The 20286-nt window shown below is 74.7% G+C and carries 11 protein-coding genes; 8 read left to right on the top strand and 3 right to left on the bottom strand.

Annotated elements, in window-relative coordinates:
- Nucleotides 1-6: 6 nt before the first annotated feature.
- A complete protein-coding gene (locus M0638_RS04215) occupies nt 7-564 on the top strand; it encodes an NUDIX domain-containing protein (protein WP_248665708.1) in 558 nt (185 codons plus the stop codon).
- A gap of 106 nt (nt 565-670) precedes the next feature.
- Nucleotides 671-1474, top strand: a complete 804-nt coding sequence (locus M0638_RS04210; RefSeq protein WP_248665707.1) for an RluA family pseudouridine synthase — start codon at nt 671-673, stop codon at nt 1472-1474.
- Between the two features lie 86 nt (nt 1475-1560).
- Here M0638_RS04210 and pbpC read toward each other — a convergent pair whose 3' ends face one another.
- Both pbpC and M0638_RS04200 read right to left on the bottom strand, forming a co-directional pair.
- Nucleotides 1561-3693, bottom strand: coding sequence for a penicillin-binding protein 1C (gene pbpC / locus M0638_RS04205; RefSeq protein ID WP_248665706.1), 2133 nt, complete (start codon nt 3691-3693; stop codon nt 1561-1563).
- Between the two features lie 528 nt (nt 3694-4221).
- Nucleotides 4222-9423, bottom strand: a complete 5202-nt coding sequence (locus tag M0638_RS04200) for an alpha-2-macroglobulin (protein ID WP_248665705.1) — start codon at nt 9421-9423, stop codon at nt 4222-4224.
- 433 nt (nt 9424-9856) lie between these two features.
- On the opposite strand from M0638_RS04200, the gene M0638_RS04195 reads away from it, so the two are divergent.
- Both M0638_RS04195 and M0638_RS04190 read left to right on the top strand, forming a co-directional pair.
- Nucleotides 9857-11119, top strand: a complete 1263-nt coding sequence (locus M0638_RS04195; RefSeq protein ID WP_248665704.1) for an efflux RND transporter periplasmic adaptor subunit — start codon at nt 9857-9859, stop codon at nt 11117-11119.
- 205 nt (nt 11120-11324) lie between these two features.
- Complete coding sequence (locus tag M0638_RS04190; protein ID WP_248665703.1) at nt 11325-14411, top strand: efflux RND transporter permease subunit; 3087 nt, start codon at nt 11325-11327, stop codon at nt 14409-14411.
- A 230-nt stretch (nt 14412-14641) separates the two neighbouring features.
- On the opposite strand, the gene M0638_RS04185 is transcribed toward M0638_RS04190, so the two are convergent.
- Nucleotides 14642-15694 carry an NAD(P)H-dependent flavin oxidoreductase gene (locus M0638_RS04185; protein WP_282571825.1) on the bottom strand — a complete coding sequence of 351 codons (1053 nt, stop codon included), beginning with the start codon at nt 15692-15694 and terminating at the stop codon, nt 14642-14644.
- Between the two features lie 714 nt (nt 15695-16408).
- Here M0638_RS04185 and M0638_RS04180 point away from each other — a divergent pair.
- From M0638_RS04180 to ssuD, 4 genes are read left to right on the top strand one after another with little or no spacing between them, the layout of a single operon-like run.
- Nucleotides 16409-17359: an aliphatic sulfonate ABC transporter substrate-binding protein gene (locus M0638_RS04180; RefSeq protein ID WP_248665702.1), complete on the top strand. Its 951-nt coding sequence runs from the start codon at nt 16409-16411 to the stop codon at nt 17357-17359.
- Nucleotides 17360-17373: 14 nt separating this feature from the next.
- The gene (locus M0638_RS04175; RefSeq protein WP_248665701.1) at nt 17374-18141 is read left to right on the top strand and encodes an ABC transporter permease subunit; all 768 of its coding nucleotides are present in this window, start codon (nt 17374-17376) and stop codon (nt 18139-18141) included.
- Nucleotides 18141-18971 (top strand): ATP-binding cassette domain-containing protein, encoded by an 831-nt coding sequence (locus tag M0638_RS04170; RefSeq protein WP_248665700.1) that lies wholly within the window; start codon nt 18141-18143, stop codon nt 18969-18971. Before M0638_RS04175 ends, M0638_RS04170 begins: the two co-directional genes overlap by 1 nt.
- Nucleotides 18972-19000: 29 nt before the next feature.
- Nucleotides 19001-20197, top strand: coding sequence for an FMNH2-dependent alkanesulfonate monooxygenase (gene ssuD, locus M0638_RS04165; protein WP_248665699.1), 1197 nt, complete (start codon nt 19001-19003; stop codon nt 20195-20197).
- Nucleotides 20198-20286 lie beyond the last annotated feature (89 nt).

The raw sequence follows: 20286 nt of genomic DNA, 5'->3' as shown, positions 1-20286 counted from the left end.
GCAGGCATGACGGACACGGACCAGGGCGCCGACATCACGACCACGGGCTCGCGCATCGTCTACGAGAACCGCTGGATGCGGGTGCGCGAGGATTCGGTCCGCCGTCGCGACGGCAGCGCCGGCATCTACGGCGTGATCGAGAAGACGGATTTCGTGATCGTCGCCGCCATCCAGGATGGCCGCCTGCACCTCGTCGAGCAGTACCGCTACCCGGTGCGCCGGCGCTGCTGGGAGCTGCCGCAGGGCATGTGGGAAACCCGCCCCGGCACCGACCACGTCACCCTGGCCCGCGCCGAGCTGCGCGAGGAGACGGGGCTGGAGGCGGCCGAGCTGGCCTATGCCGGCAGGCTGTTCCTGGCCGCCGGCATGTGCACCCAGTGCAGCCACATCTACCGCGCCACCGGCCTGACGCGCGGCGCCAACGCGCTCGACCCGGAGGAGCAGGACCTCGTCACCCGCGACTTCGCGCTGGAGGAGGTCGAGGCGATGATCCGGGACGGCGTGATCGCCGACACCTCGACCATCGCCGCCCTGGGCCTGCTGCGCATCAAGGGGCTGCTCTGAGCCTCGCGGCGCGGCGGCGGATCCTTGCCCGACCGCCCGCGCCACCTTCGTTCCCGTATCAGAATCACCAAACAGCAAACTGATAGAAAAGGATTTTCGGAACAGGATGCCGGCACGCCAGCCCCGTTCCCCGCCCGGCCGGCTCCGGACCCGCCACCCTTCGCCGGCCTCGCCGCCACGCCCCGCGCGCCTGCCCGCGCAGCCGCCGCCGGGCCTCGCCGCGCGCATCCTGCTGCTCGACGACACGGTGCTGATCCTGGACAAGCCCGCCGGCCTGCCCGTGCACCGGGGCCCCTCCGGCGGGCCGAGCCTGGAGGACTGGCTGCCCGCGCTCGCCCTCGGCAAGCGCCGCCCGCCGCAGCCCGCCCACCGGCTGGACACCGACACCGCCGGCTGCCTCGTCCTCGGCCGCACCAGGCCCGCCCTGGCCGAGCTGGGCGCCCTGTTCGCCGCCGGCCGCGCCCGCAAGACCTACTGGGCCATCGTCTCCGGCGAGCCTCGTGCCGACCGCGGCGAGATCGACCTGCCGCTGCGCAAGGTTTCCACCCGCGCCACCGGCTGGCGCATGGAGGCCCATCCGGACGGCCAGCCCGCCCGCACGACATGGCGGGTGCTCGGGCGGGGCGAGGGCCTCGCCTGGCTCGAACTGCGTCCCCACACCGGCCGGACGCACCAGCTCCGCGTCCACTGCGCCGCCCTGGGCTGTCCCATCCTGGGCGATGCGCGCTACGGCGGCGTCTCGGCAACGCAGCCCATGCACCTGATGTCGCAGGCCATTGCCCTGCCGCTGAACCCGCCCCGCCATGCCGTCGCGCCGGTGCCGGAGGCCTTCCGCCCCGCCTTCCTCGCCTGCGGCTGGAAGCCCGGGGGCAGCCATGGCCCCGGCATCGGAGCCGTTTCGCCGCCCTGATCCATTCTCTCGACAACAAGCCACAACCAACTGGAATCGCCCGGCCGAAAGCATAACCCCCGCACCGGAGCCGCCGATCCGCCGTCTCACGGCCTCCCCGATGGCGTCGTGACCAGCCGCGCCGTCGGCAACCCGTCGGACGCCGCCGGCGCGTCGCGCGGCCGCACCCGCACCTCCGCATGCGCCGAGACCCCGTCCGCATCCAGCACCGTCACGCGGTACCGCCCCGGCCCCGACGGCAGCCAGCCAGCCTCCCGCTTCGCCCGCTCCGCCGGCAACGCGATCCCGTCCACCAGGAAATTCAGCGGCCGGCGCCCGCCCGAGGCACGCAGCGTCACCGTCCCGCCCTCCGCCAGCACCGCGCCCGGCGGTGGGAACAGCAGACGCAGCCGGTCCGGCGCCTCGGCCCCCGGCACGGCGGAGGCGACCCGCGGCGCGGCCGCCTCCAGCGGTGCCGCCGGCAGCAGCGCGAACAGCCGCGCCAGCAGCGGCAGCGCCAGGTCGCGCCCCGTCGCGCCCGGGATCGGCGTCCCGTCCGGCCGCCCGATCCACACCCCGGCCACGTGCCGTCCGTCGAAACCGAGCGCCCAGGCATCGCGCCCACCCCAGCTCGTCCCGGTCTTCCAGGCGATGCCCGCCGGCCCGCCGCCCGGGAAGCGCTGCACCAGCACCCCCGCCAGCATCGCCGCCGCCCCCGGCTCCAGCACCGCCCGCGCCGTCCCGGCGGCATCGCCCCGCGCCGTTCCGGTATCGTCGCCCCGCGCCGTTCCGGTATCGTCGCCCCGCGCCGTTCCGGCGACGCTGCCCCGTGCCGCGTCGCCATCCCCCGCCACCGCCCGCAGCGGCAGGCCGCGCCCGCCATCGCCCAGCGCCGCGTACACGCCCGCCAACTCCCGCAGCGTCGTCCCCGCCCCGCCCAGCGCCAGCGGCAGCGACGGATCGGCCCCGGCCGGCAGGCGCGGCGGCGCCCCGGCGCGCTTCAGCGCCTCGGCGAAGCGGATCGGTCCCAGCCGGTCCAGCAGCGCCACCGCCGGCAGGTTCAGCGACAGGCGCAGCGCCTCGGCCGCCGTCACCCGCCCGACGAAGCCGTGGTCGAAATTCTCCGGCGCGTAGGTGCCGAAGCGCAGCGGCAGGTCGCTGACCACGGTGTTCGGCGCGACGATCCCCGCCTCGAAGGCCAGCCCGTACAGCAGCGGCTTCAGCGCCGAGCCCGGCGAGCGCACCGCCCGGCTCAGGTCGAGCGACCCGGCACGCGACTCGTCGCCCCAGCTTCCGCCCACCAGCGCGCGGACCTCGCGCGAGCGCAGCTCGGCCACGATCAGCGCCACGGTGACCCGCTCGGGCAGCTCCCGCAGCGCCCCGGCCGCCACCGCCTCCGCCGCGCGCTGCAACGGGGCGTCCAGCGTGGTGACGGCCCGCCCCGCCGCGCCGCCGGCCACCTGCCGCGCGAGATGCGGCGCGAGGCGCGGCATGGGCTGCCGGACGGACGGCACCGCCGAGGCGAAGGCGGCTTCGTTGTCCCACTCGGTCACGTCCCCGGCCAGGAAGGCGCGCCGGCGCAGCGTGTCGTCCCGCGCCGCGCGCGCCGCCTCGGGGTGCCGGTCGGGCCGCAGCCGGTTCGGGTGGCGCGGGATCGCCACCAGCAGCGCCGACTCCCCCGGATCGAGCCGCGCCGCCGGTCGCCCGAACCAGGCCAGCGCCCCGGCCCGCACGCCCTCGACGTTGCCGCCCTGGCTCGCCAGGGTCAGCCAGATGCCCAGGATCTCGCGCTTGTCGAACCGCGCCTCCAGTTGCAGCGCGCGCAGCGCCTCGATCGCCTTGGCGCGCAGGTTGCGCGGCCGCGGCTCCAGCAGGCGCACCGCCTGCATGGTCAGGGTCGAGCCGCCCGACACCACCCGCCCGGCGCGCACCCATTGCGCGGCCGCCCGCGCCAGCGCCAGCGGATCGACGCCGGGATGCGCGTAGAAGCGCCGGTCCTCCGCCGCCACCAGCATGGCGACGAGATGCGGCGGCACGTCCTCGACACCCGTCCGCAGCCGCCAGACGCCGCCGGGCGCGGGCAGCACGGAAAGCACCCGGCCCTCGCGGTCCAGCACCTCGGTGCCCGTGGCCCGCAGGCGCGAGAGATCGGGCGGGAAGAGCCGGTCGAGCGCCAGCAGCCCGGCGGCCAGCAGGACGGCCACGGCGACGCAGCGGGCAAGGACGAGGCGGCGGAACACGCGCGTTGGGCCTTTCCTGATGCCGGGGCCTTTTCGGGGCTCCGCCCCGGACCCCGGCAGGGAAGGCGCCGCCTTCCCTGCACCCATCCGCCAAAGGGCGAAGCCCCTTTGGAAACCCCGTTTGCTTTCGGCCCCGTACGGTTCAACCGGCGAGGTCGAAAGACGAGGAGAGGTGCAGGAGGGCCTCGCCCTCTTGCCGGATGGGGTCTGGGGAAGGCGGCGCCTTCCCCAGGCGGATGGGGGCCGGGGACGGCGGCGCCGTCCCCAGGCGGATGGGGGCCGGGGACGGCGGCGCCGTCCCCAGGCGGATGGGGGCCGGGGACGGCGGCGCCGTCCCCAGGCGGATGGGGGCCGGGGACGGCGGCGCCGTCCCCACGGGCCCGATGGGGTCCGGGGGCGGCGGCGCCTTCCCCAGGGGCCGGATGGGGTCCGGGGAAGGCGGCGCCTTCCCCAGAGGCCGGATGGGGTCCGGGGAAGGCGGCGCCTTCCCCAGGCGGATGGGGTCCGGGGAAGGCGCAGCCTGCCCCGCTACTCCGCCGGCCGCACCGTGATCTGCCCCGAATTCTGCCTTGCGAACACCACCGGCCGGTACATGTCGGCCAGATCCGCCCCCGGCAACTCGAACCGCCCCGGCGTCACCGCCCGCAGCCTGACCGCCACGCGGAAGGCCGGCTCCTCCGGCGTCAGGTCGATCGCCGCCGCGTAGCGGTCGTCCAGCGCCGGCTGCGCCGCGGGCTCGGAGAGCGTGCCGAGCCAGGGCATCCCCGTCACCTCGCCCGGGCCGAGGCGCGAGACGATCTCCCACCCCGCCGGCAGCCCCTGCTGCACCAGCGCCTGGTGCGTCTCGCCCGTCTCGGCGCGGCCTTCCAGCAACAGGATGAAGGAGGTGTTCTGCCGCAGCTCCTCCAGCTTCAGCGGCTGGCCGTTGAGGTCGAGGAAGCGCCGCGTCAGCCGCATCCCCGCCCGCGCCGCCGGCGCCGGCTGCACCGGCACCCCGGTCACCGAGGTGCTGTGCCAGAGCGGCGTGTCGCCCAGGTTGCGCAGCGTCGCCGGGCCGCTCAGCGAGACGCTGATCACCGGCCGCTCCGGCAGGGTGGCGCCGTCGATCGCGGCGCGCGCCGGCAGCCCGTCGCGGCCGAGCATGGCGGCCGTCGCGACCGCCCAGGCCTGCTCCTGTGTGCTGGTGTTGTTGGCCGTCATCTCCTGGCCCGGCAGCCGGCCCAGCAGCGCGGAACGCCGGTCGGGCAGCACGCCCGACTCCTGCAGCAGCAGCGCCACGGCGAGGCTGTCGCGCGTCGCGCTGCCGTAGTCGAAGGCCCAGGGGCGGCGCGCCGGCGCGTCGATCGCGGCGGCGAAGACCTGCTCGGCGCGCCGCGTGTCGCCGGCGCGGGCGAAGGCGGCGCCGAGCTGGGCACGGGCCAGCGGCGTCGGGATGTGCTCCAGATCCTCCAGCAGCCGACGCGCGGCGCCGAGCCGCGGCCGGCCGGCGAGCGACATGACGTGCAGCCGGTAGGCCTGCACGGCGCGGTCCTCCGGCTTGTCGGTCTCCGCCTCCTCCACCGCCTCCTCGATCGCGCGCAGCGCCTGATTCAGCGGCATCTCCGGCACGATGGCGCCGCCCGCCTTCGCGCGCAGCAGCGCCTCGACGGCATAGACCGTCACCCAGGGCGACTCCTCGCCCTGCGCCGACCACAGGCCGAAGGTGCCGTCGTAGCGCTGCCGGTCGAGCACGAAGTTCACCGCGCGGTTCAGCCGGTCCAGCCGGTCCTGCCCGCCGATCCCCTCCTCCGGCAGCAGGGCGAGCGCCAGCACCCGGCTCGCCGCCTGCTCGACGCAGAAGAACGGGTACTGCTCGATCGCCCGCAGCAGCGCCGCCGCGTCGTAGCGCACCGCGCCGCCGAGCACGGCCGAGGCGCGCCAGGTGTTGGGCAGGAAGCGCTCGGTCGGCGGCACCAGCCGCGTCTCGCGCCCGCCCTGAAGCTCGGCCGAGGCCACCTCCGTCACCGCCGGGCGCGAGGAGCGGATGGTGATCCGCCACTCCCGCTCCGCCTGGAAGCCGCCCGGCCCGGTCACGGCGAGCCGCACCGTGCCCTCGCCGGCCGCGACGGCGCGCAGCCGCGTGTTCGGCAGGGCGCGGGCGTTGGGCGCGAGGTTGGCCGAGAGCCGCCCCGCCCCCGCCAGCTCCAGGCCGCCGCCCACCGAGACCAGCGCCACCACCTCGCCCTGCGGTAGGTCGATGTTGTGCAGCAGCACGTTGAGCCGTGCCTCGTCGCCGGGCACCAGGAAGCGCGGCAGCAGCGCCTCGGCCACCACCGGGTCGCGCACGGTGAGCGGCCGCGATCCGGCGCCGACGCGGTCGCCGGCCCAGGCCACCGCCATCAGCCGCAGCTCGCCGTTGAAATCCGGGATGTCGAGCGTGACCGTGGCGCGCCCGTCCGGCCCCACCGCGACCGGCCCGGAGAACAGCGCCACGGTGCGCTGCGGGATCTCGATGCCGAGGTCGCCGCCCATGTCGTCGCCGCCCTGGCGCAGCCGCGTCGCCTCGCCCTCGGCGGGCGGGATCATGCGGCCGTAGTCGTCGCGCAGGTCGAGGCCGAGCCGGCGGCGGCCGAGATAGTGGTCCACCGGATCGGGCGTGGCGAAATTGGTCAGGCGCAATATGCCCTCGTCCACCGCGGCGAGGGTCAGCATCGCCCCGGCCGGCAATGTTCCTCCCCCTGGACCGCCGCCCGGGACGGCGAGCCGCACGGGGATGGTAATACGCTGGCGCGGCGCCACGCGCTGCTCGCCCTCGATGGCGACGTCGAGCCGGCGCGAGGCCGGGTCGAGCCCCACCCAGACGAGACCCAGCGCCCGTCCCGGCCGTCCCGCCGACTTGTCGGCGGCCCCGCCGCCGGGCCGGAACACCGTGACCGCGACATAGGCGCCCGGCCCCCAGGCGCCGTCCACCGGCACCTCGATCTCCGAGCCGCCCTCGGCCACGTCGATCTCGCGCAGCGAGACCAGCCGGTCGGTCAGCACCGCCACCGAGGCGCGGCCGGCGAAGGGCGCCTGGATGTGGACCCGCGCGCGGTCGCCCGGCGCGTAGCCCTGCCGGTCGGTGCTGACCTCGACGCGGTCCGGCGCGTCGGAGGCTTCCGCCGCGGCACCCCAGCCGCTGTAGAAGCGCAGCGAGGTCAGGGCGAGCCCGTTCGGGTCCGTCACCTCCAGCCGGTAGCGGCCGAAGGGCAGGCGCCGCGCGAAGCGGGCCGGCCGGCCGGGCGCGGGGCGCAGATCGGCCGCGTCCACCGGCTCGTCGCGGTACACCGTCTCGTAGCGGGCCAGCGAGTCGCGCACCACGATGCGCCAGGAGGAACGCTCGCGCACCAGACGCAGCTTCAGCGGCGCCGCCACCGCGCGGCCCTCGTTGCTGACGGCGGCGATCTCGAAGGCGGCCTCGTTCCCCTGGTCCACCGCATCGCCCTGGAAGCCGGGCCGCACCGCGATCAGGTTGCCCGGCGCGCGCACCGGAAGCTGGATCGAGGCCCGGCTCGGCCGCCCGTCCGGCTGGTCCACGTCCAGGCGCAGATCGGCGCGCAGCGGGTGCGTCGTGTCCGGCGCCCGGTCCAGCCGCACCGGCACGGTGCCGTTGCCCTGCGCGTCGGTCGCCGGCATCGGGATGGTGACGAGGTCGGGCGCGAAGCGCTCATCGACCTGCCCGAAGGACCAGCCGCGCCAGTCCGCGAAGGGCTCCGGGTCGATCGAGAGCCGCAGCTCCGCCGTCCCGGTCAGCCCCGCCCCCGGCGCGCCGTAGAGGAAGCGCGCATTCGCCGGCAGGTTCAGCGTGGTCCCCGGCACGATCGGCCCCGGCGCCGGGCCGAGCGTCACGGCGAGCCGCTCCGGCACGAAGGCATCGACGCGGAAGGTGGTGCTGGCGACGGCCGGCAGGTTCGGGTCGATCAGCGCCTCGACCGTCCACTGCCCGGCCGGCGCGGTGGCGGAAAGCGTCACCGGCCACACCACCGCCGCGCCCGGCACGCGCGGCGGCACCGTCTCGGCGAAGACCTGCCCGTTCGGCCGCCTCACCCGCAGCCGCACCGGCAGGTCGCCCGAGGAGCCGGCCAGCGGCGCGCCGCCGCCGTCGCGCAGCAGCCCGGCCACGTTCACCGTCTCGCCGGGCCGGTAGATGCCGCGGTCGAGCCACAGGAACACGTCGGCCGGCCCCGGATGCGGCAGGCCGGTGGCGCCGCGGTCGGAGAGGTCGAAGGCCGCCTCGTCGAGGTCGAGCTGCGCGAGATCGGCCCGCGCCCCCTCGCCGTACTCGGCATGGACGGAGACCGGCGCCCCCGGCCCGGTGCCGCGCAGCAGCGGCGCGCCGAAGCGCGCGAGGCCGTTCGCGTCGGTCGTCGCCTCGCCCAGGATCTCGTTGTTGCGGGCGAGCAGAGTCACCCGCACGCCCTGCCGCGCCCGCGCGTCGCCGAGGCCGCGCGCCTGCACGGCGAGCCCGTCCGCGCCGCGCCACGCCACCAGCCCGAGATCGGTCGAGATCAGCGGCAGCACCGCGACCAGCGGGTCGTCGTTGCCCCGCGTGCCGTCGCCGGGCCGGGCGACCAGGATGGTGAGGCCGGGCCCGGCGTCGCGCACCGCATCGGGCAGCGGCAGGGCGGTGCGCCGGGTGGCGTTGGCCTCGAAGCCGGGGATGTCGGCGCGGCCCTCCCAGATCACCCGCCCGGAATCCGAGGCGACGTCGTCCGCCTGGTAGCTCTCCAGCGTCTGGCCGAGCCGCCACTGGTTGCGCAGCGGCACCAGGCTGCGCTCGGTGACGCGGACCAGTTGCAGCCTCAGCGTCGAGACGTTCACCGTGGCGACGGAGACGCGCGGCTCCTGCCCGCGCGGCAGGATGAAGGTCCGGTTGTCGAAGGCGATGCGCGGCGTGCGGTTGCCGATGCTGACGGAGAGCGGGATGTCGCGCGCGATGCGCAGGCCGTCCTCGCCCGGCATGCCGGCGCGCAGCGTCACCTGCGTGGTGCGCCCGTAGGGCAGGCCGACGAGGCAGAGCGCGTCGCCCTCGCGGTTCACCGCGAGCCCCGGCACGGGCGGCTCGGTGCGCACCCAGTCGGCCGGCTGCCAGTCCTGGCGCCGGGCCGGCGGGGTGAGGAAGCCGATGCAGGCGCGCGCCGGCTCGGCGTCGGAATCGGTGCGGACGTTGCGCACCAGCATGCCGGCGTTGCGCCGCGCCTCGGCGAGCGCGGCCTGGAAGCGGGCATTGTCGGGGTCGCGCTCCACCAGCGCGCTCCAGGTCTCGACGAGCTGCACCGGCCGGTCGAGCAATTGCAGCGCCTGCGCCATCAGTTGCAGCGAGGGAATTTCCGGCGGCCCGGCGGCGGCCGCCTCGAACGCCTTCCAGGCCGCCTGCAGGGCGCGGTTCGCCTCCGGCGGCTGGCGCCGGAGCTGCGCGCGGGCCAGCGCGAGCCACAGCTCCGGCGTCACCGGCCCGGCGGCCAGCCGGTCCTCCAGCGCCCCGGCCAGGGCGGTCCAGTTGCCGGCACGCTCGGCCGTCGCGGCGCGCTGCTCCATCTGCGCGCGCTGCTGCGACGTGGCGCCGCCCGCCGGGTTGCGGCGGCGGATCTCGGACCAGTAGGCGTTGGAATCCGCGGAGAGGCCCGGCAGGTCGAAGGCGGCGGCCGGCCCCGGCGGCAGCGTCGCCGCGAACAGGGCGAGCAGCAGCAGGACCCAGAGCGGTCGCTTCATCCTCTTCATCTCCCCCGGGCGGCCGCACATGACCGCGCCACAGCGTGCTGGCGCGCCATGTTGCCACGATGTCGGAGCGTTGCGCAGCGCCCGTGCCCCGTTTCCCGGTCCGCAACCGGACTCACGCCCGCGTGACACGGTTCGCCCGGGTCGGCCTGCCGGCGGGCCGGGCCGGGCCGCACCGGGACGCCAAAATTCATGCTTCGTTGTTGCAAAACGACACATGATGGCGTGTTGTCCCGGCCTGGGAGGCAAGGCAGCATGAGGCGCCACCCGCCGCCCACCCACCGCCACGACCTTCGCCAGCCGCCGACCGCCCCGCCCTCCCCGGCCGACGGGCAGCGGCGGCGGAACGGCGATGCCGGCGTCCGGGAATGCGAGGGACTGCCCACGGGTTTACCCAAGGGTCTGCCATGGGAGTGCCAAGGAGGCCATGACGACACGCCGACTGGCGGTTCTGCTCGGCGGCATGGGTGTCGCGGCACTCGCCGTCACCCTGCCGGCCTTCCTGACCGGCCGCGCCGGCATCGGCCCCGCCATGGCCCAGTCGGGCGCTCCTCCGGCCGGGGCGTCTCCGGCGACGTCCTCGGCGGCGTCCTCGGGGGCTGCCTCGGGAGCGCAGCCCGGCCAGCCGCCGCGCCCGGCGCCCATCGGCGTGCCCGTCACCACCGCGCCGGTTGAGGTCGGCCGCGTGCCGGTCGAGATCATCGCCAACGGCAACGTCGTCTCCGAGGCGATCGTCACCATCCGCACCCGCGTCGACGGCCAGATCGAGCGCATGCACGTGGTCGAGGGGCAGACGGTCAAGCGCGGCCAGCCGCTCTTCACCATCGACTCCCGGCTGAACCAGGCGCTGCTGGCGCAGCAGGAGGCGCAGCTCCAGCGCGACCGCGCCCTGCTCACCCGCGCCCAGGCCGACGCGGTGCGCTACCAGTCCCTGCGCGGCGAGGGCTACGCGGCGCAGCAGCGGCTGGAGCAGGCCGTGGCCGACGCCGCCTCCGCCGCCGCCATCATCAAGGCCGACGAGGCGCTGATCCAGCAGACGCGCCTCAGCATCGAGTTCGCCACCATCGTCGCCGAGGCCGATGGCCGCCTCGGCAGCCTGCCGGTGCGGCCCGGCAACTACGTCCGCGCCGCCGACAACACCTCGCTCGGCACCATCACCCAGATGGACCCGATCCTGGTGCAGTTCGCCGTGCCCGAGCGCTGGCTGCCCGAGGTGCAGGCGGCGATGCGCGCCGGCACCCCCACCGTCCGCGCCCAGGCCGACGGCGACACCGACCCGCCGGCGGAAGGCCGGCTGATCTTCGTGGACAGCGCCGTGGATGCCGGCACCGGCACGGTTGTCATGAAGGCGCGCTTCGGCAACGCCGATGGCCGCCTCTGGCCGGGCCGCTACGTGCAGGTCTCGATGGTGCCGCGCTACGAGGAGAACGCCATCACCGTTCCCTCCGCCGCGCTGCAGGTCGGGCAGGCCGGGCGCTTCGTCTACGTGCTGGGGCCGGACGGCATCGCCCGCCGGCGTGGCGTGGAGCTGGGCCGCACCGTGGGCGACCACGCCGTGGTGCGCGGCCAGCTCGCCGCCGGCGAGAAGGTCATCGTGGAGGGCGCGCAGCGTCTCTCGGACGGCATGGCCGCCAGCGAGCGGCGGCCGCAGCGCCTTTCCAGCGCCGCCGGCGCGGTCGGGGCCAACTGAGCCGCAGCCCCGCCGAGCCGAACCGGAAGCCGACGGTGCCGGCCGATGGGGACACGCCCGACGATACGGCGGCCGGGACGCCTTTTCCGACCGGCCCGCGATCACCACGCTTCAGTGCAGCCGCCCCCCGGAAATCCGCCTCCGGGGGTCCGCGCCGCCGGGCAGGCCCGGGCCGGCACGAGGGACCGGCGCGAGGGATGAGACGATGAACCTCTCCGAGCTCTGCATCCGCCGCCCGGTGATGACGAGCCTGCTCTCCGCCGCGGCGGTGCTGGCCGGCATCGTCGCCTATTTCAGCCTGCCGGTGGCGGCGGTGCCGCGCGTGGATTTCCCGGTCATCACCGTCTACGCCAACCTGCCCGGCGCCAGCCCGGAGACCATGGCGACCTCGGTGGCGCTGCCGCTGGAGCGCGAATTCTCCACCATCGCCGGCATCGACCAGATCTCCTCCACCTCCGGCCAGGACACGACGCAGATCACCCTGCAATTCGTGCTGAACCGCAACATCGACGCGGCGGCGCAGGACGTGCAGGCGGCGATCACCCGTGCCCAGCGCAAGCTGCCGGTGGAGATGCTGGTCCCGCCCTACTACCGCAAGGTGAACCCGGCCGACGCCCCCGTCATCCTGCTCACCCTCTCGGGCGGCGACGTGCCGCTCTACCAGCTCAACGACATCGCCAGCACCGTGGTCGGCCCCGCCCTCTCGCGCGTGCCCGGCGTCGCGCAGGTGCAGACCTGGGGCGAGCAGCTCTACGCCGTCCGCGTCCGCCTCGACCCGGACCGCATCGCGGCCATGGGGATGAGCTTCGAGCAGGTGCAGAACGCCATCGCCGCGGCGAACTCGTCCACGCCGGTCGGCGTGCTGAGCGGCCAGCGCCAGCAGCTCACGCTGCGCGCCAACGACCAGCCGCCCAATGCCGCCGCCTTCGGCAACCTCGTCATCGCCGGCCGCCCCGAGGCGCCGGTGCGCCTGAGCGAGGTGGCGCAGACCGCCGACGGCGTGCAGAACGAGCGTCTCGCCGCCTGGCGCGGCACCGACCGCGCCCTGGTGCTCGCCGTGCTGCGCCAGCCCGACGCCAACACGGTGGAGGTGGTGGACGGCGTGCGCGAGGCCATCCCGGCGCTGCGCGCCGCCCTGCCGCCCGGCACCGAGATCGGCACGCTGCTCGACCGCTCCACCTCCATCCGCGCCGCCGTGCACGACGTGCAGGAGAGCCTGCTGATCGCCATCGGCCTCGTGGTGCTGGTGATCTTCCTGTTCCTGCGCCGCGTCTCGGCCACCATCATCCCGACCGTGGCGGTGCCGATCTCGCTCTGCGTCACCTTCGGGCTGATGTACGCGCTGGGCTACGGCATCGACAACGTGACGCTGCTCGGCCTCACCCTGGCCGTCGGCCTCGTGGTGGACGACGCCATCGTGGTGCTGGAGGCGATCGTCCGCCACATGGAGGAAGGGGTGCCGCCGCTCCAGGCCGCCATCCGCGGCTCGCGCGAGATCGGCTTCACCGTCCTCTCCATCACCCTGTCGCTGATCGCGGTGTTCCTGCCGATCCTGCTGATGGGCGGCGTGGTGGGGCGCGTCTTCAACGCCTTCGCGGCCACGGTCAGCCTCTCCGTGCTCGCCTCCTGCGCCGTCTCCCTCACCCTGACACCGCTGATGGCCAGCCGCCTGCCCGCCCACCCGAAGCCCTCGCGGCTCGACCGGGTGCTGGAGCGCGGCTTCCAGGGCATCGAGGGCGGCTACCGCTTCCTGCTCGACCTCGCGCTGCGCTTCCGCGCCGTGGTCTGGCTCGCCTTCCTCGCCTCCCTCGCCCTCGCCGCCTGGCTGGTGATCGCGATCCCGAAGGGCTTCTTCCCGATCGAGGATACCGGCCTGCTCTCGATCAACACCGAGGGCCCGCGCGGCGCCTCCTTCGCCGCCATGACCGAGATGCAGGGCGAGGCGGCGGCGATCATCGCCCGCTCCCCCTATGTCGAGGCCGTCACCCACAACCTCGGCGCCGGCGGCGGCAGCTTCTCGATCAACCAGGGCCGCATGTTCGTGCAGCTCAGGCCGCGCGACGAGCGCCCGGGCGTGGTGCCGGTGATCCAGCAGCTCCGCCGCGACGTCGCCCGCATCCCCGGCCTGCGCGTCTTCATCAACCCGATCCAGAACTTCAACTTCAGCGGCCGCCAGTCGCGCACCCTCTACCTCTACACGATGCAGAGCCTGCGCCCGGACGAGATGTACGACTGGGCCGAGCGCATGGCCGAGCACCTGCGCCACATCCCCGGCCTGCAGGACGTCAACACCGACACCCAGCTCGACAGCCCCGTGGTGCAGGTGGTGGTGAACCGCGACCGCGCCTCCGCCCTCGGCGTCAGCGTCGACCAGGTGCGCCAGGCCATGTTCTCGGCCTTCGGCGCGCGGCAGATCTCCACCATCTACGGCCAGGCCAACGCCTACCCGGTGATCCTGGAGGCGCTGCCCGAGGACCAGCGCGACGAGAACGGGCTGCGCAAGCTCTACCTGCGCTCCAACACCGGCCGCCTCGTGCCGCTCTCGGCCGTGGCGACGCTGGAGCGGCGCTCCGGCCCCCTCACCGTCGGCCATTCCGGCCAGCTCGCCGCGGTGATGATCGGCTTCAACACCGCCCCCGGCGTCTCGCTCGGCGAGGCGGTGAACGCCATCCGCGCCGCCGAGCGGGAGCTCGGCCTGCCGCCCACCGTCAGCACCGGCTTCACCGGCTCGGCCCAGGTGTTCCAGCAGGCGCTCGCCGGCCAGGGCACGCTGCTGATCGCGGCGATCCTGATCGTCTACGTCGTGCTCGGCGTGCTCTACGAGAGCCTGATCCACCCGCTCACCATCCTCTCCGGCCTGCCCGCCGCCGGGCTGGGCGCGCTGGCGACGCTCTGGCTGTTCGGGATGGACCTCTCGGTGATCGCCGTGATCGGCGTGCTGCTGCTGGTGGGGCTGGTCAAGAAGAACGCCATCATGATCGTGGACGTGGCGCTGCAACGGCAGCGCCAGGGCATCCCGGCCTTCGACGCGGTGCGCGAAGCCTGCCTCGTGCGCTTCCGCCCGATCCTGATGACCACCCTCGCCGCCGCTGCCGGCGCGGTGCCGATCGCCGCCGGCTGGGGCGCCGCCGCCGAGCTGCGCCAGCCGCTCGGCCTCGCCGTGGTCGGCGGCCTCGCCGTCTCGCAGCTGCTGACGCTGTTCGTGACGCCGGTGCTCTACCTTGCCTTCGACGGGCTGGCGCACCGCTTCACGCGCAAGCGGCGGATGGAGGCGGCGGTACCGGCGGAATAGGGCGGACTCACGGCAGGCGCCGGCACCGGGGAAGGCGCTGCCTTCCCCGAACCCCATCCGGCAGGAGGGCGAGGCCCTCCTGCACCTCTCTTCGTTTTACGGCCTCGCCCGTTGAACCTGCAGGGCTCGGAACCGAACGGGGGGTTTCGCCCCCGGCGGGGATCATGAGGGGCGGCGCCCCTTGCGGAGTCGGACGCACCGCGTCGGACGGGTGGAGGCCCGGTCCTGGCTCAGGCCAGGATCCCCGAAGCCTCCTCCCACATCCGCTGCACCACCTCCCCCGCCGGTTCCGCCCGCGCCAGGCTTGCCGCCTGCCCCGCCCACATCTGCATGTGCCCGGCATCGCCCGCCTTCGCCGCCGCCTCGCGCAGCGGACCGGTGGCGGCGCGCTGCAACGGGTAGGGCAGCGCCGCATCGCCCACCGCCTCGGTCCACTCGCTGCGGATCGCCCGCGCCAGCCGACCCGAGAAGGCCCGCGTCTGCACCGTGTCCTCCGGCAGCGCCCGGCCGATCGCCTCGGCCCAGACCGGGTTGGTCCCCGCCTCCGGCGTCCGCAGCAGCGCCGTGCCGATCTGCGCCGCCGAGGCACCCAGCGCCAGCGCCGCCGCCAGCCCGCGCCCGTCCGCGATGCCGCCCGAGGCCACCACCGGCACGGAGACCGCGTCGGCGATCAGCGGCACCAGGGCGAAGGTCGTGCCCCCCTGCCCCGCCGCCTTGCCGGCGTCGAACGCCCCGCGATGGCCGCCCGCCTCGACACCGGCGACGCCCAGCGCATCCGCCCCGGCCGCCGCCGCCTGCCGCGCCTCGGCCAGCGAGGTGACGGCGGCGATCCACAGGATGCCGCGCGCCTTCAGCTCGGCCACGAAGGCGGCCGGCCAGACCCCCATGATGCTGGAGACCACCGGCGGCCCGGCGGCGAGGATCGCGGCGCATTGCGCGTCGAAATCCGGCACGAAGGGGCCTTCCAGCGCGCCCGGCGCGGCCCCGTGCGCTTCCAGCAGCGCCGCCATGCGCGCCTCGGCCGCCGCGTCGCGCGCCGGCGCGGGGTCCGGGATCCAGGTGTTGATCTGGAAGGCGCCGTTGGAGCGGCCGCGGAATTCCGCGACCCAGGCCGCGATCGCCGCCGGCCCCATCTGCAACGCGCCGAGCCCGCCGAGGCCCCCCGCATCCGCCACCGCCGCCGCCAGCGCGGGCGGCGAGGCCCCGGCCATCGGCCCCATCACGACGGGCAATCGCAGGCCGAAGCGTTCGCAGAAGGCCAGGGCACGGGCGCGCGGTGTCATGCGGCGCAGGCTGGCAGAGCCCGGAGCGGCACGGAAGGGGCCTGTCGGGACGTGCCGGTCGGGACATGCCTACCGGGACACGCTTACCGGGACACGCCTACCGGGACGCGCCTACCGGGACGCGCCTACCGGGACGCGCCTACCGGGACGCGCCGGTCGGGACACGCCGGCCATCGGCGCATGGCCGGCCCGGCATTCCACGTGCCGGAAGGAGGGATAGAGCGGATCGCCGACTGGCGGACACGCCCGGCGACGTGAAGCCGCGCCGGGAACAATGAGCGACAGCGAGCCGCAGTCCCAACCGGACTGCGGCTCGCTGTAGGCCACCGCCTGACGCGGCACTCCCGGCGCGACATTGCCAGCTCATCGCGACAGTTTTATCAAAAATCCATCGTTGTTTTTCTCTATTCATCATCCTTAATCGTGTCTATGACACCATGCACGCCGGGCGCGGGTGGCGATCCCGCCTGCCCTGGCGCCAGATGGACGAGGCTTTCGGCAATGACAGCATCTTGGCGGCGGCCGGCAACGGCCCGCCCGCGGACCGGGCGCCCGGTGCGGCGAATGCCCGGCCGATGTCTCCCCGCCTGAGCCGGACCGCTTCGCCCCTAGCCGGGCCGGCGGCACCGGCAACCGCCCCGCAGCCCGCATAAAGCACGAATCCAGATCGGCAATACCGCGCCGGACCGGCACGCAGCCGCAGGAATTCCCGCCATGACCACCCGCCGCACCCTCCTCGCCGCGCTCGGCGCCGGCCTCGCCCTCCCCGCCATTCGTCCCACCCGGGCCGACGGCGCGCGCGAGCTGCGCGTCGGCTTCCAGAAGACCAGCGTGCTGCTCGTCGCCAAGGTGCGCGGCGCGCTGGAGGAGCGATTCCGCGCCCAGGGCATCGCCGTGCGCTGGAACGAGTTCTCCTTCGGCCCGCCGCTGCTGGAGGCGCTGAACGTCGGCAGCATCGACTTCGGCTACACCGGCGACGCCCCGCCGATCTTCGCCCAGGCCGCCCGCGCTAACCTGCTCTATGTCGGCGCCATCCCCTCGCGCGGCGACAACCAGGCGATCCTGGTGCCCGAGGGCTCCACGGTGCAGTCCGTGGCGGAGCTGAAGGGGAAGCGCCTCGCCTATGCGCGCGGCTCCTCGGCGCACAGCATGGCGGTCGCCGCCGTGCAGCAGGCCGGGCTGCAATGGCGCGACATCGTGCCCGCCGAGCTGGCCCCGGCCGATGCGGCCGCCGCCTTCCAGCGCGGCAGCGTCGATGCCTGGAGCATCTGGGACCCGTACTACGCCATCGCCGAGGCCGGCCGCGGCGTGCGCGTGCTGCGCTCGGGCAAGGAGATCGAGCGGCAGAACTCTTTCTTCCTCGGCAACCGGACCTTCACCGAGAAGAATCCCCGCCTGATCGCCGAGACGCTGGACGAGCTGGCCAAGGTCGCCGACTGGGCGGGCGCCAACCGCGAGGAGGTCTCGCGCCTCCAGGCCGAGGGCACCGGCATCCCGGTCGAGGCGGTGCGCCGCGCCATCGCCCGCACCGAATTCGGCATCGGCCCGGTGACGGACGCGGTGGTGACGCAGCAGCAGAAGGTCGCCGACCGCTTCCGCGAGCTGAACCTGATCCCGCGCAGCGTCACGGTGCGCGACGCCGTCTGGCAGCGGCCGGCGATCTGAGTCGGGGCAGGACGATGACCCGCACGCAGAGGGGGCTGCTCCCCTGGCTGGTGCCGGCGCTGCTGCTGCTGGCCTGGCAGGCCGGCGCGCAGGCCGGGCTGATCCCCGACAACGTGCTCCCCGCCCCCACCGCCGTGCTGGCGGCGGGCTGGGAGAAGCTGCGCTCCGGCGAGCTGCTGGAGAACATCCGCGTCAGCACCGGGCGCGCGCTGCTGGGCTTCCTGATCGGCGGCGGCCTCGGCCTCGCCCTCGGCCTGCTCTCGGGCCTCTCGAAGCTGGGCGAGACGCTGCTCGATTCCACGGTGCAGATGGTGCGCAACATCCCGCACCTCGCGCTGATCCCGCTGGTGATCCTGTGGTTCGGCATCGACGACACGGCGCGCGTCTTCCTGGTGGCGCTCGGCGTGTTCTTCCCGATCTACGTCAACACCATGCACGGCGTGCGCTCGGTCGATCCGCAATTGCTGGAGATGGGCCGCGCCTACGGCATGTCGCGCACCGCGCTGTTCCGCCGCGTCGTGCTGCCGGGCGCCCTCGCCTCGATCCTGGTCGGGCTGCGCTACGCGCTCGGCATCATGTGGCTGACGCTGATCGTGGCCGAGACCATCTCGGCCTCCTCTGGCATCGGCTACATGGCGATGCAGGCGCGCGAGTTCATGCTGGTCGACGTCGTGGTGTTCTCGATCCTGATCTACGCGCTGCTGGGCAAGCTCGCCGACAGCGCCGCGCGCTGGCTGGAGCGCCGCAGCCTCGCCTGGAACCCGGCCTACAGGAGCGCCTGATGGACCAGATCACGCCCAACGGCCCGCTCGCCCTCGGCCGCAACACCGAGGCGCTGCTGACGCAATCGCGCGGCTTCCAGCCCGCCGCCGCTCCGCGCGGCGTCGCGATCACGCTGCGCGGCGTCGGCCGCCGCTTCGGCGCCAACACCGTGCTGCACGAGCTCGACCTCGACGTGCCGGCCGGTCAGTTCCTCGCCATCGTCGGGCGCAGCGGCTGCGGCAAGTCCACGCTGCTGCGCCTGCTCGCCGGGCTCGACCGGCCGGATTCCGGCAGCATCGACTTCCGCGGCCCCGACGGCGCCGCGGTGCCCGTCTCCGCCGGCAGGCTGATGTTCCAGGAGCCGCGCCTGCTGCCCTGGGCCAGCATCGCCGCCAATGTCGAGGTCGGGCTCTCGCACGAACGCCGCGCCGACCGCCGACGCGCCCTGGCGCTCGCCGCGCTGGAGGAGGTCGGCCTCGCCGGGCGCGGCGACGAGTGGCCCGCCGTGCTCTCCGGCGGCCAGAAGCAGCGCACCGCCCTCGCCCGCGCGCTGATCGCCCGCCCGCCGCTGCTGCTGCTCGACGAGCCGCTCGGCGCGCTGGACGCGCTGACCCGCATCGAGATGCAGTCGCTGGTCGAGCAGGTCTGGCGCGGCGCCGGCGTCACCGCCGTGCTGGTCACGCACGACGTGTCGGAGGCCGCGATGCTCGCCGACCGCATCATCCTGCTCGAAGCCGGCCGCGTCGCGCTCGACCTCGCGGTGGACCGCCCGCGCCCGCGCCATCACGGCGACCCGGCACTCGCCGCCGTCGAGGGCCGCGTCCTCGACCACCTGTTCGGCCGCCACTGAATCACGAAGTCCTCGGAGGAATCCGAACCATGCTCGACAACGTCTCGCTCGCCCCGCCGCCCCCCGCCGAGGCCGCCGACATCCTGTGGTTCCTGCCCACGCATGGCGATGGCCGCTACCTCGCCACGCAGCAGGGCGCGCGCCACGTCACGCTGAACTACCTGACGCAGATCGCCCGCGCCGCCGACGATCTCGGCTACTACGGCGTGCTGCTGCCCACCGGGAAGTCCTGCGAGGACAGCTGGGTGATCGCCTCGGCCATGGTGCCGCAGACGCGCGACCTGCGCTTCCTCGTCGCCGTCCGCCCCGGCCTTTCCGAGCCCTCCATGACCGCGCGCATGGCCGCGACCCTGGACCGGCTTTCCGAGGGCCGGCTGCTCATCAACGTCGTCGCCGGCGGCGACCCGCAGGAGCTGCGCGGCGACGGCGTGTTCCTCGACCACGGCGCGCGCTACGAGGCGACCGACGAGTACCTCACCGTCTGGCGCGCCCTGCTGCGCGGCGAGACGGTGAACTTCCAGGGCAGGCACCTCTCCATCGAGAACGGCAGGCTGCTCTTCCCGCCCGTGCAGCAGCCGCACCCGCCGCTCTACTTCGGCGGCTCCTCGGGCGCCGGCCAGGCCGTCGCGGCCGAGCACGCCGAGGTCTACCTCACCTGGGGCGAGCCGCCCGCCGACGTCGCCGAGAAGCTGGCCCAGGCCCGCGCCGCCGCCGCCGCGCGCGGCCGCACCATGAGCTTCGGCATCCGCCTGCACGTCATCGTCCGCGAGACCGCCGAGGCCGCCTGGCGCGCCGCCGACGAGCTCATCCAGTACGTGGACGACGAGGCGATCGCCACGGCGCAGAAGGCCTTCGCGCGCTACGATTCCGTCGGCCAGCGCCGCATGGCCGAACTGCACGGCGGCAACCGCGACAAGCTGGAGATCAGCCCCAACCTCTGGGCCGGTGTCGGCCTGGTGCGCGGCGGCGCCGGCACCGCGCTGGTCGGCAACCCGCAGCAGGTGGCGGACCGGATGAAGGAATACATGGCGCTCGGCATCGACCGCTTCATCCTCTCCGGCTACCCGCACCTGGAGGAATGCTACCGCTTCGCCGAGCTGGTCTTCCCGCTGCTGCCGCTGAAGGCCACCACCGGCCGGAACCTCGGCGCGGCGCGCAACAACGGGCCGTTCGGCGAGGTGATCGCCAACGTCGCGGCGCCGTCGCGGCGCGCGGCGGCGGGGTGATGGCAGCGTTTCACTGAATTCCGACCGCCTGGGGAAGGCGCTGCCTTCCCCAGCCCCCATCCGCCAGGAGGGCGAAGCCCTCCTGGACC

The sequence above is a fragment of the Roseomonas acroporae genome, assembly GCF_023223525.1.
Lineage (GTDB): Bacteria > Pseudomonadota > Alphaproteobacteria > Acetobacterales > Acetobacteraceae > Roseomonas_E > Roseomonas_E acroporae.
This window is presented reverse-complemented; position numbering and strand designations above follow the sequence as displayed.